Annotated in this window: 23 protein-coding genes and 1 pseudogene; 7 read left to right on the forward strand and 17 right to left on the reverse strand. The window is 42.0% G+C overall.

Annotated elements, in window-relative coordinates:
• Positions 1–9: 9 nt before the first annotated feature.
• From GOL65_RS12250 to GOL65_RS12295, 10 genes are all read right to left on the reverse strand, one after another.
• Positions 10–372: a hypothetical protein gene (locus GOL65_RS12250; protein ID WP_140919018.1), complete on the reverse strand. Its 363-nt coding sequence runs from the start codon at positions 370–372 to the stop codon at positions 10–12.
• A gap of 68 nt (positions 373–440) precedes the next feature.
• A complete protein-coding gene (locus GOL65_RS12255) occupies positions 441–791 on the reverse strand; it encodes a DUF596 domain-containing protein (RefSeq protein WP_140919019.1) in 351 nt (116 codons plus the stop codon).
• Between the two features lie 128 nt (positions 792–919).
• Positions 920–1117, reverse strand: a complete 198-nt coding sequence (locus GOL65_RS12260) for a hypothetical protein (protein WP_140919020.1) — start codon at positions 1115–1117, stop codon at positions 920–922.
• Between the two features lie 328 nt (positions 1118–1445).
• Positions 1446–1667 carry a hypothetical protein gene (locus GOL65_RS12265; protein WP_140919021.1) on the reverse strand — a complete coding sequence of 74 codons (222 nt, stop codon included), beginning with the start codon at positions 1665–1667 and terminating at the stop codon, positions 1446–1448.
• Between the two features lie 51 nt (positions 1668–1718).
• Positions 1719–1934: a hypothetical protein gene (locus GOL65_RS12270; RefSeq protein ID WP_140919022.1), complete on the reverse strand. Its 216-nt coding sequence runs from the start codon at positions 1932–1934 to the stop codon at positions 1719–1721.
• A 60-nt stretch (positions 1935–1994) separates the two neighbouring features.
• Positions 1995–2285, reverse strand: coding sequence for a YrhB family protein (locus tag GOL65_RS12275; protein WP_140919023.1), 291 nt, complete (start codon positions 2283–2285; stop codon positions 1995–1997).
• Between the two features lie 69 nt (positions 2286–2354).
• Positions 2355–2525 (reverse strand): hypothetical protein, encoded by a 171-nt coding sequence (locus GOL65_RS12280; protein WP_179038332.1) that lies wholly within the window; start codon positions 2523–2525, stop codon positions 2355–2357.
• A complete protein-coding gene (locus GOL65_RS12285; RefSeq protein ID WP_140919024.1) occupies positions 2522–3622 on the reverse strand; it encodes a toxin-antitoxin system YwqK family antitoxin in 1101 nt (366 codons plus the stop codon). The genes GOL65_RS12280 and GOL65_RS12285 overlap by 4 nt, the downstream gene beginning before the upstream one ends.
• Positions 3623–4240: 618 nt before the next feature.
• Entirely contained in the window at positions 4241–4564 is a 324-nt protein-coding gene (locus GOL65_RS12290; RefSeq protein ID WP_130593333.1) for a helix-turn-helix domain-containing protein, read from the reverse strand.
• A gap of 74 nt (positions 4565–4638) precedes the next feature.
• The gene (locus GOL65_RS12295; RefSeq protein ID WP_140919025.1) at positions 4639–5463 is read right to left on the reverse strand and encodes a MipA/OmpV family protein; all 825 of its coding nucleotides are present in this window, start codon (positions 5461–5463) and stop codon (positions 4639–4641) included.
• Positions 5464–5661: 198 nt separating this feature from the next.
• Between GOL65_RS12295 and GOL65_RS12300 the strand changes: the two genes are divergently transcribed.
• Both GOL65_RS12300 and GOL65_RS12305 read left to right on the forward strand, forming a co-directional pair.
• Complete coding sequence (locus GOL65_RS12300; RefSeq protein WP_140919188.1) at positions 5662–6327, forward strand: response regulator; 666 nt, start codon at positions 5662–5664, stop codon at positions 6325–6327.
• Positions 6324–7751 carry a sensor histidine kinase gene (locus GOL65_RS12305; RefSeq protein WP_140919026.1) on the forward strand — a complete coding sequence of 476 codons (1428 nt, stop codon included), beginning with the start codon at positions 6324–6326 and terminating at the stop codon, positions 7749–7751. Before GOL65_RS12300 ends, GOL65_RS12305 begins: the two co-directional genes overlap by 4 nt.
• Here GOL65_RS12305 and GOL65_RS12310 read toward each other — a convergent pair.
• Positions 7741–8643 (reverse strand): LysR family transcriptional regulator, encoded by a 903-nt coding sequence (locus tag GOL65_RS12310; protein ID WP_140919027.1) that lies wholly within the window; start codon positions 8641–8643, stop codon positions 7741–7743. The genes GOL65_RS12305 and GOL65_RS12310 overlap by 11 nt on opposite strands.
• Before the next feature lie 101 nt (positions 8644–8744).
• Between GOL65_RS12310 and GOL65_RS12315 the strand changes: the two genes are divergently transcribed.
• Entirely contained in the window at positions 8745–9341 is a 597-nt protein-coding gene (locus GOL65_RS12315; RefSeq protein ID WP_140919028.1) for an NAD(P)H oxidoreductase, read from the forward strand.
• Positions 9342–9388: 47 nt separating this feature from the next.
• Here GOL65_RS12315 and GOL65_RS12320 read toward each other — a convergent pair whose 3' ends face one another.
• From GOL65_RS12320 to GOL65_RS12335, 4 genes are all read right to left on the reverse strand, one after another.
• On the reverse strand, positions 9389–9898 hold the full coding sequence (locus GOL65_RS12320; RefSeq protein ID WP_140919029.1) for an EexN family lipoprotein: 510 nt from the start codon (positions 9896–9898) through the stop codon (positions 9389–9391).
• Positions 9899–10329: 431 nt separating this feature from the next.
• The gene (locus tag GOL65_RS12325; protein WP_140919030.1) at positions 10330–10518 is read right to left on the reverse strand and encodes a hypothetical protein; all 189 of its coding nucleotides are present in this window, start codon (positions 10516–10518) and stop codon (positions 10330–10332) included.
• 175 nt (positions 10519–10693) lie between these two features.
• Positions 10694–11032 (reverse strand): DUF1869 domain-containing protein, encoded by a 339-nt coding sequence (locus GOL65_RS12330; protein WP_140919031.1) that lies wholly within the window; start codon positions 11030–11032, stop codon positions 10694–10696.
• A gap of 13 nt (positions 11033–11045) precedes the next feature.
• Positions 11046–11378 (reverse strand): DUF1971 domain-containing protein, encoded by a 333-nt coding sequence (locus GOL65_RS12335; RefSeq protein WP_140919032.1) that lies wholly within the window; start codon positions 11376–11378, stop codon positions 11046–11048.
• A gap of 716 nt (positions 11379–12094) precedes the next feature.
• Between GOL65_RS12335 and GOL65_RS12340 the strand changes: the two genes are divergently transcribed.
• The 3 genes from GOL65_RS12340 (at position 12095) to GOL65_RS12350 (ending at position 14215) form a co-directional block, all read left to right on the forward strand.
• The gene (locus GOL65_RS12340; RefSeq protein ID WP_140919033.1) at positions 12095–12595 is read left to right on the forward strand and encodes a DUF2569 domain-containing protein; all 501 of its coding nucleotides are present in this window, start codon (positions 12095–12097) and stop codon (positions 12593–12595) included.
• Between the two features lie 82 nt (positions 12596–12677).
• Positions 12678–13397 carry a hypothetical protein gene (locus GOL65_RS12345; RefSeq protein WP_140919034.1) on the forward strand — a complete coding sequence of 240 codons (720 nt, stop codon included), beginning with the start codon at positions 12678–12680 and terminating at the stop codon, positions 13395–13397.
• Between the two features lie 644 nt (positions 13398–14041).
• On the forward strand, positions 14042–14215 hold the full coding sequence (locus GOL65_RS12350; RefSeq protein WP_179038333.1) for a YlcI/YnfO family protein: 174 nt from the start codon (positions 14042–14044) through the stop codon (positions 14213–14215).
• Positions 14216–14274: 59 nt separating this feature from the next.
• Here the strand turns inward: GOL65_RS12350 and GOL65_RS12355 are convergent, their stop codons facing one another.
• Positions 14275–14937 carry an HNH endonuclease gene (locus GOL65_RS12355; RefSeq protein WP_140919035.1) on the reverse strand — a complete coding sequence of 221 codons (663 nt, stop codon included), beginning with the start codon at positions 14935–14937 and terminating at the stop codon, positions 14275–14277.
• A 120-nt stretch (positions 14938–15057) separates the two neighbouring features.
• Positions 15058–15475, reverse strand: a pseudogene (gene tnpA / locus GOL65_RS12360) (IS200/IS605 family transposase).
• A gap of 23 nt (positions 15476–15498) precedes the next feature.
• On the opposite strand from tnpA, the gene GOL65_RS12365 reads away from it, so the two are divergent.
• Positions 15499–16707, forward strand: coding sequence for an RNA-guided endonuclease InsQ/TnpB family protein (locus GOL65_RS12365; RefSeq protein ID WP_140921535.1), 1209 nt, complete (start codon positions 15499–15501; stop codon positions 16705–16707).
• Positions 16708–16812: the final 105 nt, after the last annotated feature.

Consider the following 16812-nt stretch of genomic DNA (forward strand, 5'->3'; position numbering starts at 1 on the left):
GGATACTCACTACGAACCGATATATTTACCAGCCTCATCTCGCCATAAAATAGCAGGCATTTCATAAAAATACATATTCAATTCCTCATCATTTTCATCGGTTGCGTTATCCGGCCAATTTTCCTGAAGGTAATTCATGATGATGTCACTATCTGTTTTCCAATATGCTTCTTTCTTACCTAAAGGATCGTCTGGCCTACAAAATCGTATGGCTCCCTCATCAAGTAATACCTTGATAATATTGAAAAACATATTTTTATGTGTAGAAAAAGCATGACCAGGATTCCAGCCAATAATGGAACCAAATAGTCCAGATAGCCATAACCCTTTTGAATCGTTAACTATTTCCTCAATGTTAGACACAATGTGCATTTTTTCTCCTTGTTGCAGAATTCATTGTGGTCATCATTATTTTTGATAACTAAAGTACTTATAACTGTTTAAGACCATTCCAGAGAGCCATCATTCAGAAGCCAAACCGGTTCCGCCGGACATTCATCAAAGTAAAACCATAACCCATCCTGCATCTCTTCTTTTGTTTTAGGGAACGCTGTAGATAAGTCAGTTAATTGCTCCTCAATTAAGCCACTAAGATATTTGCCTTTTTTATGTAATTTCAAATAATTATCTTTTAATAATCGCTCTAATATCTCAAAAAATATTTTTTTGTTCTCATCATATGAAAACTCGTCCACATCAAATTCTTCAGGAATACATTGCCCCCACATCAGGTAAAATGAACCGGCTTCTGAGTGATCTTTTATTCGATAGTATTCCTGATCGCTTAACATGATTTAGATATTTCCAAATTTAGTATTTCTTATCCAACAAAATGCTTAGATTATATAATCGCACTCACTTCTTATATACAAAACTGATTATCTTAATTGGATTAATTCAATAGAAAGCATTCTATTTTTTATAATCTTAAAGCATTATATGCACCACATTCATTGCAAATCATATGGCGCTCAAATTGCGGAGTTTCTGTATCAAATTTGATATCAAGTATTTGTAAAAATACTTTTTGGCATACGGGACAGAGAACATTCACAGAAGGGTTTATTGCGATGTTTTTGCCAGCTTCTATCCATCGTTCAATTACTTCAGTATTCATAGATATCCCTATTCAGATCACTTATATTCACTACACTATAACGTTCTGGCGGAAATTCAACTGACCAATCATTGAGCGCTAATTAAAACTATAGCATTAAATTATTTATATCTATGTTGCCAATAGTCCACTTATTTTCATGCATATATTAAATAAATTCTGATGGTAATGACACACTATAATGACTCAAATAGTATGCAAGATCGTTTGGCATACCTCTGTTGGCTACTGCAATTAGAGAACCTCCATCATCATCACCATGGGGTAGTTCTTTAAAAAAACCGGCCTTCTTGAGCTTTTTCGTTTTTCACCAAGATAGAAAAAAATATCAATCAGCTTTTTGAATAAAACCTTCAACCCAGTCATCGCGATCCACGGTTTGTTCGACAATGCTGAACCCCTCGGGATAATCAACAAATCCCGGCTTATCATGCACTCTCTGTTGGGTGATGCCCGCTAATTCATAGCTGGAATAAATTCCGATAAGCTTGATATCTTCATCATCATTACCTTCATCACGAGTGTGGTACAACATAAAAACTTTCGTCATAGCTGATTCCTGTAGAGTAAATCAAACTCTATTATCAAAATTTGTATCTGGTTATAACGTCACAAAACCATCAACCCAGCCATCACGGTCAAGAACGGCATCATATATGCTAAAACCTTCAGGGAAATCAATAAATCCAGGCTTGTTACATACTCTCATTTGAGCCATCTGAGCCAGTTCATAGCTCGAATAAATACCAATAAGTTTGACATCTTCATCGTCGGTATCTTCATCAACAATATGATATAAAAGAAAAACTGTCGTCATACTATATCCCTATAAAATTATTCAGAGTTTATATATTCTCTCTCAATTCGTTCATTTGCCTTAACTCTGAGTCGGCCCAGCTAATTTTTTCTTTTCTTCATATTCCTGTAAATACTTTTCCATAGGGTAGGACGTACCTAATGAATGTATTTCACCACTATCCTGATCTATTAAAAATGGCGCATTTCCCGCAAGTAATGCAGAAGGGTCTCCTGTTTCAAGATACTCTTTAGACTCAAAACAGAAAGTCCACCCCTTTGCAAAACGGCGAATGTTAGTTATCACAACAGGAAAATCACCATCATCCAGATAGTGATTGGCTTTTGCTATAGCATCATCAAAGCTTATCATTAATTTGTTCTCAATCTATGGATGACTCAAATCAACTGAGGTCTTCATTAGAGATATTCCGAAATATGATCACTGCGCGATTATTGCCATTTTCCGATATTTATCACTAAGCTTTCTGAATACCTCTTCGGCTGGGATATCTTCACCACTATTTATACCTCCCTCAACAGCCGATTTAAGTTCTTCCAGTTCTCGAGCCTGTTCGTCCTGAACCTCACCATTACACTCTATCAACATCATTCCCCCACCAAACTAATAACATTCTTCGGAATCATCTGCCGCCCGCGATCAAAAAACCGCTGAATCTTTTGCGTTTTATCTTCTGTCCAGTCCGTCCAGGTGCCTGTCGGTGATCCTTGCTCCAGATAACCTTCGCTTCTGGGACTACCATCAGCATACCAGCGTTTCCAGAGGCCGTGTTTTGAGCCGTTCAGATATTCACCTGCCTCTGTTTTTGTGCCGTTGGAGTTCCAGTATTCCCACAGGCCATTAAGTTGCCCCTGTTGATAAACCATTTTTTCCGATAGCCGACCATTCTGATGCCACGCCAACCAGACGCCCTCACGTTTTCCTTTTCGATAGATACCGGAAAGCCGTTCCAGATGTCGTCCTGACCAGTAATCAATCCACATGCCTTCCTGCTGGCCGCGCTTATAATGGCCGGACTGGCTTATCTGACCATTAAAATCCCACCGGAGCCATTCACCATCCTTTTTACCCTTCAGATAGCCACCTTCAGCCGCCTGTTGTCCATTTTGATGCCACTCACGCTCAATACCGATTGGTTCACCATGTTGATAAACTACTTCTGATAATTTCTGACCGTTTTCATACCAACGCGAGCTAATGCCATCGGGTTTATCATCATGATAAAAAGTTTCCTGATATTTTTGTCCATTCTGATGCCAGGAAGTTGATACCCCCTGCCGTTTACCATCCTGATAATGAATGACCCAGTTCAGTTGCCCGTCTTCAGTCCAGTCGCGCCAGACACCATCTTGCTTAAAATTTTTATAATATATAACCGAGCGCTTCTGGCCGCTTTTATACCAATAGGTCCACTCGCCTTCTGGCTGGTTTGATTGATAAACCCCTTCGGCAAGTTTTTGCCCATCTTTATCCCACTGAGTCCAAAGCCCGTTTCTCACACCATTAACATAGGTTGCCTGTTCTTTCTGGCCATCATCATTCCACTGAACAACAATGCCATTACGCGGGCCATAATTCTGTTCGCTATTGGTCTGAATATTTTGAGATGGTGGTGAAGTGCTGACGCACGAGGTGAGGATCGACAAAAATAAGCAGCTGATAATCTTGGAATATTTTATAGGTAGCATCCATCGCTCTCCTGACTTCCCTGATGAACTGGAAATTATAATTTCACAGCGGACCACAGGCAGAAAACACCGAATCTACAACGCTTTTGGTACAGCTGCTATTACATCCTGGCTCACAACCCTTATTGCATCCTGCAAGGAGAATACCGCAAAACGCCATAGTAATAATTAGCTTAATCATAGCAATTCCTCATTATTGGTTATTCAACGTTGATAACTGTATTGCAGCAACGTGAAGTCAGAATGAAGTCATTGACCAATGATTTAATAGCATTAATTGTAGATAGCACTCCAAAAAAAAGCCCCTCAGCGAGGGGCTCAACCAAATGAGGTCTTAAATACGCTTACTATTATGTGTGTACAGGTCACACACATTACCTTCAAATTTAGTCACCCATTCGTATGATTTCAAATGCCAACAAACATATTATGAATAATATCGACTAACTGTATTATATATCGAAGAAAATAGTTATAACCTGCATTTAATAGGCATATTACATAGTTTTATAACTATTTCTGCTTATTCACTAATGATTGAATTGAATAATTCATCGACCACAGGAGAAGATATCGCTTTATGGTCTTTTAGCTTCTGTTTTGACCCGTTAATACGCCTCAACGATACTGACGATAAACCGACGGTGTCTCATCAAATAATTTCTTAAACGCACGGGTAAAGCTCTGGTGAGAATCAAACTGATACTGATAGGCAATATCGGCAATGGTTCTCTCACTCTGCTTTAATTCAAATGCCGCTTCCTGTAAGCGTTTTTTACGAATGTAATTAGCAACGGAATCACCGGTGACTTCACGAAAGATCCGCTGCAAATGCCATTGGGAATAACCTGATTTATAGGCAACGCGATCAAGGGATAACGGTTCCTCCAAATGTTCTTCAATCCAGTCAACTAATTCATGGACAACGATGGATCGATACATAATTTATCTCCTGTAACTCACTCAGGCGACCTCAGCATTATGGCCACCTGATAACCAACTTACTCTGATACAAACTAGAACGTGTAAGCCACCATCAATCCGGCACCCGGTTCTGTCTTACGCCTTATCAGTGGTCCTTTTGATGCATCCCTCAACAGTTGAGCAACCCCAGCTTTAGTCGTGAGCGACCAACCGTCAGCTTCACCATATCGCCAGCTCAATTCGGTGCTAACGGCATAGATACCTGCTCTGGGCTTATAATCTTTTAGACCCGTCTTTTCCGACTGTCGGGAAGTGACGCCATAGTAAGTTTGCATGTACTTACTATCGGCAAAGTGAGTGGCGATGTTCCAGCCAATGTGATGTCGATTGGTCTGTAGCAACGAAGCATCTATACCAATCTGCATGGCATTACCATTTTTATCTTCTGTCAGGGGAAGATTTGTTTGGGCATTAACACTCAAATAATCAGTTAATCTGTAGCCCACACCCAACTCGGCAACCATCGAGGCTTTAACATTCCCCATTCCTTTCAGGGTGCCTTTTTTATCCTGGCTATTGCGCAGATCTTTACTTTTACGTTCTGACCGATAGTTAAGCGCAGCGCTGTAGTCAAAATTACCCATGTCGCCCTGATAACCTATGCCTCTCAGCGTGCTGGCAAACAGACCATTTTCCATTTGATAGTCAAATACCGGCAATGCGGTAAACGCCATTTTCTTTGCGCCGGAATATTTCGGTGCCACAGCGGTTACCACGCCTAACGTCAGTGAATTACCTGATTCTGGCTCATGATTAGCACTCGCATTGCCACAAGACAATGCACCGAAAGCGACCAGTAACACGCGAATGCCAATAGCTCCGTTTCCCTGACTTTGATTTTTATTATATGACGACATAAATCCTTTCCCCTGATTGGATAAAAACAGACGTATTAATTCGTCCAGTTATTAGTATTCACAGGCAAAATTAAGGAAACATGAGTTAAATCTTAAGATTTGATTAAGAAACTACGCTTTAACCATCTTCATCCTTTCTTCAGATTAGGATGGTGAAATAGAATCAGAATTACTCTTCGAACGTGTAAGCAGGCAATGATGAAAATATTACTGGTAGAAGATGACTTAGATTTGGGTAATGGCGTACGTATTGCGTTATCCGATCAGGGAATGGAAGTGGTATGGCTGCGCCAGCTTTCCGCGGCCATACGCTATCTGGAAACTAATTTATGCGACCTGGTGCTGTTAGACCTTGGTTTACCGGATGGCGATGGACTAAGTTTACTCACCTGGTTACAGCGCAAGCGCCAGGGACTACCGGTGATTATCCTGAGCGCCAGAGATAGCCTGACTGACAGACTACGCGGCCTGGATAATGGTGCCGATGATTATCTGGTTAAACCTTTTGAACTGTCCGAATTACTGTCTCGGGTGCGTGCGCTGGTAAGGCGTAGCTATGGCTTTGACGGTGAAAACCTCTCCATCGGAGAGCTAAAGCTAAATATCTCAACCCATCGGGCTTGCATACAGGGTAAACCATTGGAATTAACCGCCAGTGAGTACGCACTACTAAAAACCATGATGGTCCGTGTTAATCGCGTCATCACCCGCCGTCAGTTGGAAGAGCAAGTTCTGTCGGGCAACCCAAACAATATCAGCAACAGCCTGGATGTACATATGGCCAATCTGCGCCGCAAAATTGGCGATGGCTATATCCGTACCGTGCGCGGTGTTGGTTACATTATCGATCAGCAAAACAGATGAATATAATTAAAAATTGTTGGCGCTGGCTTATCAGACCAACGCTGGTTCGCCGCCTGTTATTCTGGCAGATGCTGTTGCTCATCCTGACCTGGAGCTTCAGCCTGATGTATTCCATGACCGACGATAATGTCGGTTCGGAATTTCCAAAGCTAAATCAAAGTTATATTTTGCTAACGGAGATAGCCGAGCAACTGGCAGATACCCCGGATAAGCAACAGAGCTTTATTAAACGTTTTGATCTGGCTTTACAGAAGGATTATGGCGGTGACATACCGGGGTTTGCCTATCGGATTATGGTCTGGGATGGAAATAAATTACTGTATCAATCTCCGGAATTACCGACAGACCTTCGTTACCAACAGGTCGAGCAGTTTGAAACATTATGCAGCGCCAATGATAACAGCTGCTGGAACGCTTATACCCGCCAGCAGCCAGATTCAAAGATCAAGGTAACGTTTTTGGCCACTAAGCTTGAAACATGGCTGATTTACGCAACCATTCATACACAAAACTTCTATCTGCTCCCCTTAATCACCAGCGTGCCGTTGCTGCTTTTTCCTGCCTGGCTCACCATCTATTTGGGACTCCGACCGCTAAATAGAGTGATTCATGAAATTTCACAACGGGGTCCGGGGAATTTGAACGATCTTTCATTCAGACCCAAACATAAAGAGCTGGCAACCATAGTGGATAACATCAATATTCTGCTGCAACGATTAAGAACCAGCAACGCCAGGGAGCGCAGCTTTATTGCAGATGCGGCCCACGAGCTACGAACACCGCTGGCGGCAATACGTATTCACGTTGAGGCTTTAGGCCAGCAAGTGAAAGATATGCGTTCAACGGAGCTGCTCACCGGCATTCTGAACAGCACCCAACGCGCTACCCGTCTGGTGAGCCAGTTGCTGAACCTGATGCGTAATGATGTCACTGACAGAGTATCCATCAGTTCAATTGATTTAGAAACCTTACTTCAGGAGCGGCTGGCTATTTTGTCCAACCTTGCCTGGCAAAAAGAGGTTGAGTTAGAGCTGCTGTCTGAGCACTCGCTGTTTATTGATGGCTATCGGGAAGGGATGATTTCACTCATCGATAATCTGGTGGAGAATGCCATCAAATACAGTCCGGCAGAGAGCACTGTCACCGTCAGCCTGTTAAAAGCAGGCAATAACATCGAATTATGCGTAAAAGATCAGGGACCGGGCATTCCTCCAGAACTGCGAGAACGGGTATTTAGCCGCTTCTTCCGCGCGCCGGATCAGACGGAAAACGGCAGCGGACTTGGACTGGCCATCGTCCATGCCGTGGTACTCCAGCATCAGGGAACTATCGAACTCGCCAACAGGCAAATGGATGGCAGTGGGCTGAAAGTAACGGTGTTGTTGCCAGCAGCACAACCGTCTGGTTCACAGACTATGGATTAATCTGGTTATCGGGCGCTTTTATATAGTCCAGAAACGCCCGCAACCCACAGGACATATACTGACGATTAGGATAATAGAGTTGGAAGCCGGGCCTCTCCGGCAACCATTCTTCTAACACTGACACCAGTTGCCCACTTTGCAGATAAGACTTAACCTGATCGTAAAACAAAAAGCCTACCCCTGCTCCCATCAGTACCGCATCCAACCCGGCATCCATATCATCCAATACGATATTGCCGGAAGTTGCCACTTCTAACCGGCCTTCAGGACCTTCAAACTCCCAGTGGTATGGCCTGCCACTCGGAAAACGAAACACCACACACTGGTGATTGACCAGCTCACGCGGGTGCGCGGGTTTCCCGTATTGGGCGAAGTATTCTGGTGTCGCCACTACGGAAAGCTTCACTGGCGGCCCGAGGGGAACGGCAATCATATCCTTTTCTACAATGGCACTTAACCGAACACCAGCATCAAACTCCTGTTGCACGATATTAGTCAGCGAATCATCGGTAGTAATTTCTACCTTCAGGTCAGGATACTGGCGGACAAACCCGGTCACCAATGGCATCAGAAATAACCGGGTGGCCTGACGGGCAGCGTTAATTTTCAGGGTTCCCATTGGGGTATCGCGAAAGCAATTGACTTCGTCCAGCATGGTGTTGATTTCATCAAATGCCGGACGAAGCCGTTCATAAAGATTACTGCCAGCTTCCGTCAGCGACACACTACGGGTAGTGCGGTTAAACAGTCGTATTTTAAGCCGCTGCTCCAGTTGCTTAATCGCATGGCTGATAGCCGAAGACGATAGCCCTAACTCATCGCCAGCCGCCCTAAAGCTACGGTGGCGAGCCACGGCAATAAAGGTAGCAAAATCAGCAAAATTCATCCGCATTAGTGAAAATCTCTCATTACTCTATCTCAAATCATTACGTTTACAGAATAATCTGGCATCGATAAAGTGGCAATCATGATTTAACTTATTGAGATAACACCATGAAATCAGAGAATATCTACATCATTTGGTCGCACCCCAGAGCAGACTCTTTAACCGCAAAGATTGTTGAAGAAATTCAGGGCGAAGCGACCCGCAACGATATTAGTGTCACTACGCTGGATCTGTACCGCAGAGGCTTTAACCCGGCACTTGAGCAGGATGATGAACCGGACTGGCAAAACCCGCAAAAACAGTATTCTCCTGAAGTACATCAGCTTTTTGGTGAGTTACAGGATAAAGACACGTTAGTTTTTGTATTCCCACTGTGGTGGTACAGCTTTCCGGCAATGCTCAAAGGTTATCTGGATCGGGTATGGAATCACGGCCTGGCTTACGGCAAGGGCAGCACTCTGGCAGGTAAAAAAATTCGCTGGGTCGCCCTGATCGGCGGTTCGGAAGATAAGTTTATTGAATATGGTTGGTGTAAAAACATGACTGACTTCCTGAACGGTGCCGCCAGCTATCTGGGCATCGAGGATAATGGTATCACCTTCCTTTACAACACCATTGGCGTTGAAGAGGATATTGGCGACAACCAGAGCCACTATGAAAGTTTGTTTGAGAAATCACGTCGCATTGTGGACACCTTGCTCTGAACCAATGCGTAATCATATTGCCCCGCAGTCTGGCGGGGCTAAATAAATTATCGATAAACCAGTTTGCTGACACAAACTTCCGGCATGAACTGTTCATATGCCAGTGTGGTAAAACACGTCCATTGATTGGAGGCTATTCCCCCACCGCTTATTGCCCGTTTTTTTGAAAATGTCAGCCAGATACCATCAGCATCACCGGTAAAATCAACTTTAATATCACCTGTTGACTGGTTGATATTATATTTCGGCGACGTTGAGCTATTGGAAGGGCAAGCAGCATCCACATCGATAACCTTATCCATCAGGCTTAGCTGAAGGTCTATTTGATAACGGCAGGAATTAGCATTCTTAAACCCTTCGGCAACCGCTGATTTTACTAACTCGGATGCTTTACGGGCATTAATGCAGTTAGTGCTGTCATCATCAGATTCGCATTCAGAAAGTTTGGTTATCAACTCATTCTTATCTTTTATATACCAGTCAACCGGCTTTTCTGCTTCGCAACCAACAATAAACAGCACCAGAATTGGTATCAAAAACAGTAAATTCCTTTTCATCTCAATCACTCGCATCACTTATATTGTCTAATCATAACAAAAGTTATTTTGGGGGTTTAGGGTTTATTTATCTGCCTGTCATCTGACCGTGTGGCAAAGATCTGCCGTCTAATCCATTGAATATGTTGCTAAAAAAGATAGTAATTACCATACCCAAACTGTTTTCAAGATATGTCCTTTGTGTATACTGTGGTCCAGCTAACAGTTTAACAATAGCAATCAGGGCGAGAATAAACATTGCTATAAAAATTACCCAAAAAATAATTCATTCCGACTCAAAACATACAAGGATGTATGCTCATGAACGAAAAACTCTTCTTTATTGCTATTGGTGCAGCGCTGCTTATTTTGTTTAAACTTATCTGTGATTTTGAGGGCAGTGTTGTTGGGCTGGTGGGATAAGCTGGTATGCCGCGATGTTCAGGGAAAGGTTAAAGCGATTCAAGTACAATAGACATTAAGATAAAAAACAGTAACCCAAAGACGGCGCTAAAAATAAGTACCCGGCCAATTATGCTCATGCCAGACTGTTTAGTTACAGCCTTCGTAGTTGCTCCAGAAATAAGGGAGACAATTACAATCAATGCAATAACGATAATAATTAGGGTATCTGCTTGCATAAAAGTAATCCTTACCTGAATGCGGATAGTAGAAATAATGATAAAAAGGCCCGCATCATGAAGCGCTCCCTTTTACGGGAGACTTCATTTTGCAGTTCTCATAGCCTGATATTGTACCACTTTTAAGCGCCAGCGCTGGTGCTTAACCTCCAATTAGTACAACTAATGAGTCAATCTACCATCCACAGACGTTAGACTCTTCATCCGTCTCGTATCCACGCACAATATAGACTAGCTCTTTAACCGCATCGGCCGAAACAGCGGGATCTTCAAGCTCTGAAAGCGTTGAAAAGTGCTTATTAACGGAAACACCATTGTTCTTATTAGTCACTGTCAGCGTAAATTTTTCTCCGCTGATATTTTTATCTTTCAGTTGGTGTGTCAACTCGGTAATAGCATCCACCGCGACTTCTGGCACATATAACGCCATTGGCTTCAGATAAATTTTCTCTACGATTTGGTTATTACCACCATTCGACAATGCTAATGAATAGCCTTTATTCTCAACAGTCATCTTATATACCACCTTAATCTTCCAGGAGAATTTTTGGATCTACATAAAAATCCACATTGAATACGGTATCGTCCGACAGCGCCTCAATTCGATGCCAGGTTTCCGGAGGGAACACACCAAACTGCCCGGCTTCGATAATGAAGGTATCTGTTGGTTCAACACTCGTTTCATCAGCATAGCTAAAATATTGAATACTTCCCTGCATCACACATAAGCGTGGGTAAACACCCTGCCGTGTACCAGTATCTAAGTGACGTTTCCAGATAGAGGGGGGAGCGGTGTCTTTTGTCCAGAAAGGTGTTGTTCGTGTGTGGATATAATTTGTTGGAATAATAATGCGTTGCATATCTCAACCTCATATTATTTGGTACCACTACCATCTAGTGCGGCGGCACCGTTGAACTAATATGATGTATATTATATACCTCTTTTAATCGCATTGAATAATTTTGTTATAAATGTGCTTGATAGGTTTTTAACCCATTAAATAGCCAAATCTATGAACATTAACATCAATAAGTTAACAAAAAGACAAGATAATACACTTTAGAAAATCAATGTTCCGGTACCAATTAAACATCATTGACTTCAATAGCTAACTGCATAATAGATAAGCTTCTTTTCACGGGAACGGAAATGAAAAAGCCCCTTTCGGGGCTGGCATGTTATTTCTGCACTAGATATGGATAGGAACAATCTTCATTGAGGGTGTAGAAATAACATGCAGTTAGAATGTATCAATTCACTTTATGCAAAACAACAACAAAACCGCGTTTAACGGGTTTATAAAAGCACATAAAAATTGATCTATTGTTTAAAGCACTTTTCTGTTTCTTGCTTCCAGTAAAAACTCGTCAATAGAAGCAGAGAAAGTCACCCTCATAAAAAGCAGCAATAATAAATTCACTCATTATTTACACTGCTCTTTACTAACTAAGTAAATGATTTTTATATTTTCAGGCAATAAAATTCACTACATTAAATAAAGAATGCCTCAGATATGTATAACTCTGGTGACGAGCTACCCTTTTAATATTAAAATACGTTCTGGAAATTTGTTATATGGAAATAAAAATGAAATGTATTCATTGTCATGAAAATGAACCAAATAAAGAATCTGGCCTTTGTGATAGCTGTGAATCAAAAGAGTCGGCTAAAATTAACGGATTATTGTATCTACCGGCTCTGGGCTTGTGTATAAGCGCCATCCTGACACCAATTAGTTTTATAAAGTATTTCAGTATGTTATCCAGCAATCTTCCTTCATATGTTGCTTATTATTTATATGCTGGCACATTTATTTTGTTTATCGATATATTAATGACTTATTTTTCAGCATGGACTTTCTTTAAAAAGAAAAAATCCATAAAGAAAGTCATTATTTCTTATTATATTTTTGGTGCCATTACAGCTTTATATTTTACGATACTTGCATCATATCTTTTTAATATGCCATTAACTACTCCAGATATCAGAGCGTTAACTTCAGCATTTGTTGGATTAATATTCTGGGTACCTTATTTCTTATTATCAAAAAGAATACCCATGGTATTTAGTAAGTGAAAAGTATCTTTCCCTGATAGTTATAATGTTCAAGTCTGATGAGATCTAAAACCATACACTCAAGAATCATAAAAGGAATAAAATGATTACAGTTAGTACCCTGATCACCGCATTGTCACTTGGCATAACAGGCTCCGCTTTATTGCAAGATGAACTGAACGAGAATCAAATCAATACGATTTTGTCTACCGCGTTTACTGACCGCAAAAATGTGCCAGTGAGAGCCTGCGTTACATTGCCGGCCGCTGCCGCAGAACTACCGGCAGATGTAGAAACCGCGTCATTACTAACGATGGAAGGAACAGTAAAAAAAGACGTAGCGGCGCTAATCAAAAACGGCTTGATTACGGTTCAATTTAATACGGGAAAAGGGGCACCAACTGTTAAAAAACCAGGTTATGTGGCCATTGAGAAAGATGTTTCTTTAAGCCATGTTGAAGTGACACCTTTCGGTAAGTCATTTTATCGATACGATGAATCTAAAAGCAGTGGCGCACTGAACGGAAAGAAAGGTCTTTATACTGCCAATCGCTTCTGTGCACATATTGTCTATGGCGGCATGGAAAAATTTATGAAGCCGACCAAAAATCCATTTGATAATAATCCCCATCTGGTGACATGGGTTGATTTTTTATGGAAACCTGACGAAAGCAAGACAACCTGGCTTGTCGATAAAGACCTCAGTAGTTCTCTGGGATTTTACCCTGAAAAAGATGGCTGGGCGCACAGGGGGATCCTGCTTGAGCAAAACGATGATGGCCGTTGGGGATTGGGGAACGATCCTTATACTATTCGGTGGTGAATTTGGCTGGAAGTGAGATAGCCACTCTAAAGATCTGGGGGGAAATGGCTTAATTTGCCAGTCTGATACATATAAAAACACTTCATAGTATCAAGGTCGGTTTTTCTGACAATATAAAGATATTCTCATCAAACCGACCAAATACCTGCTACTGATAAATTACTTTATAACTAATTTATGTTCAGTTTCCTTTTAGTGGCTCAGGTAACATTTCATAAAGCGCATTAGTCTTTTCCAAAAGAATAAATAACAAAGTCTCTCTGGTTGTTGCTTCATCAGTAAATTATGCTGCATGTGTTAGCGCCAGACAGTGAGAGGCTAACTCTTCAGATGTAAGTGGGGTTTTATCGAGTAAATTATGCATGGTATTCCCCCTGCTTATTATCTACGGCGGCAAAACCAATAAGGAATGTATATTTGGGATGAGTTTGGGTATGCTGTGCATCAGCCATGGCGTTAGTCCTGTTAACGTAGTGGTTAGAAGCTCCACTGGTGTTGGTAGCACCTTGGAGCTTCGCTCATTTTCAAACCTTAAATAATATTAAGGTGTAGTCCACTATAAGTTCAAGTGGACTACACTTCAAGTGTTTTAATGAAATATCTTTCATGTATACTGTACTACACCCAATAATCAGGAAACGATAATGGCCACTGGTACTAAAAACGAGAAATCACAAAAGATACAGGCCAGAGTCCCACATGAAGTTGTTGAAGCAATGGGACAGGTAAAGCTGGAAGGTGAGAGTACAGGGCAATTTATTGTTACGGCAATACAAACTGAGATCAAACGCCGCCAGAGAAAGGGCTCTAAAGAATAGTTGGCGTTTATGAAATAGCATGGCTGGCTCTCATAAAATTCAGAACATATATAGTTTCGTTAAGTATTACTAGTTTCTAATTTTTTGCTACTAAGTTGTCTAAGAGCTAGAGTCGCAATTTCCCGTAAAAGGCAACTCCTTTCATGTTCATCTTTAATATTGGGAAGTTGACTGGCAAACTGAAGAATTCGATTATCAGTTGCTACAGCCGGGTCATATCCTACAAACTCATGAAATCGATTAAGGCCACATATCGTTATCGTTTTCTCCCCTTTTTCTGTTTTAGCCATGTAAAACTCCCCCGGATAAATTGCGTCAATATGCTGTTCATAATTGTCGAAATGAGGATGAACTATATAATAATCACTCGAGTTTAAAGGTAATCTCTTTTTTGCCTTGCTATATGTAACTTTATTAATCCCCTTTCTTTGATTGCAGTCAGGGCATGCTACACAAAGATTTTTTGGTTCAAACATAAATTCATGGACTGACTCTCTTGATATAATATGCTCAACATCCCATTGTCTACCATTATGGCTTTTTGTAATTTGCTTACAATATACACATTTATTTTTTTGCTCTTTTAAATAAAAAATCTTAATTTCTTTTCTTATAAAATCAATATCTTCATCAGACCAGCTTGCTCTACTGAAATTCTTATCCTGCAACTTTTCAGCTATCTTATTGAGCGCTTCTAAAGAATAGAGAATTGAATTAATCAATTTTCAACTCCTTAGTAACACTGATCACAATATCAATTAATCTTCTGACACTATCATTTTTATCCGGTGTGCCGTAAAACCCTGTCCTTCAGGGCGGGGATATAAGGCACGGTTTTCTACCTAACTAGGTGTTTGCTGTTGCTCAATGTACTGTCGGATGATGGATATTGGCGCACCACCGCAACTACTAGCAAAGTAGCTCGGAGTCCACAGAACACCTTTGTAGTAATACCGTGCACCAATATCTGGACGGTCACGGCGGAGTAACCGACTGGATACCCCTTTGAGGCTGTTGACTAAACTGGATACCGCTAATTTTGGCGGGTAATTGACCAGCAAGTGAACGTGATCTCCTTCACCATCCATCTCGACCAGTTCAACATCAAAATCGGCGCATACGCTAGCAAAATAGCTCCGCAACCTATCGATAGCATCCTGATCAAATATTTTACGTCGATACTTGGCAACAAATACCAAGTGAAACATGCATCAGGAAAGTACAGTGTCTTCCTCGACGAATATCGGTTTCTTTTGTCATAGGCCAAAAGTATAATCTTCCATATGAAACGACTACAAGCCTTCAAATTCCAGTTAAGACCTAATGGTCAGCAAGAGCGCGATATGCGTTGCTTCGCTGGGGCATGTCGTTTTGTGTTCAACAAATCGTTGGTCTTGCAGAACGAAAACCATGAGGCGGGTAACAAATACCTTTCCTATGTAAAAATGGCGGCATGGCTGGTTGAGTGGAAAAAAACACCTGAAACGCAATGGTTGAAAGAAGCACCATCCCAGCCTTTGCAACAGGCTTTAAAAGATCTTGAGCGAGCCTATAAAAACTTCTTTCAGAAACGGGCGTCATTCCCACGGTTTAAAAAACGGGGGCAAAGTGATGCATTCCGCTACCCGCAGGGTGTGAAACTGGATCAAGAGAACAACCGTATATCGCTGCCAAAACTGGGCTGGATAAGTTATCGCAATAGCCGTGAAGTCATTGGAGAAGTGAAGAACGTCACTGTCAGCCAGTCATGCGGTAAGTGGTACGTCAGCATCCAGACGGAATATGAAGTCACTGAACCAGCTCATGTTTCAACATCGATGGTTGGTCTTGATGCTGGCGTGGCGAAGCTAGCTACACTATCAGATGGCACCATTTTTGAGCCTGTACACAGCTTTAAAACCAATCAAAAGAAGCTCGCCAGACTCCAGCGTGAAATGAGCCGCAAGGTGAAGTTCAGCAATAACTGGAAGAAGGCTAAACACAAAGTACAAAACCTGCACTCTCGTATCGCGAACATCCGCCGAGACTACCTTCATAAGGTCAGCACGACAATCAGCAAAAACCACGCCATGATCGTCATTGAAGACTTAAAGGTTGCCAACATGTCAAAGTCAGCCGCGGGTACGGTCAGCCAGCCGGGGCGCAACGTCCGGGCAAAATCAGGCTTAAACCGTTCGATATTAGATCAGGGTTGGTACGAACTGCGCCGCCAGCTTGAGTATAAGCAGCTCTGGCGCGGTGGTCATGTGCTGGCGATTAATCCGGCCTACACTAGCCAGAAATGTGCTTGCTGTGGTCATACAGCGAAAGAAAACCGCCAGTCCCAAAGCCTGTTTGAGTGTCTGGAATGTGGATATACAGAGAATGCCGATATAAACGGCGCTCGTAATATTTTAGCGGCGGGGCACGCCGCGTTAGCCTGTGGAGAGATGGCAGCTTTAGGCCGTTCGATGAAGCAGGAACCCACCGAGGCGAGTCAGACTTCGGTCTGAACGCTGTAGGAATCCTCGCCCTTTAGGGCGGGGAGGATGTCAAGACACTCCGGACATAAGTTAAGCATCGTCCCGCAGCACCGACAAGGCTTCCTCTCGCGCAAG

The sequence above is a fragment of the Limnobaculum xujianqingii genome (genome assembly GCF_013394855.1).
In the GTDB taxonomy this organism is placed as follows: Bacteria; Pseudomonadota; Gammaproteobacteria; order Enterobacterales; family Enterobacteriaceae; genus Limnobaculum; species Limnobaculum xujianqingii.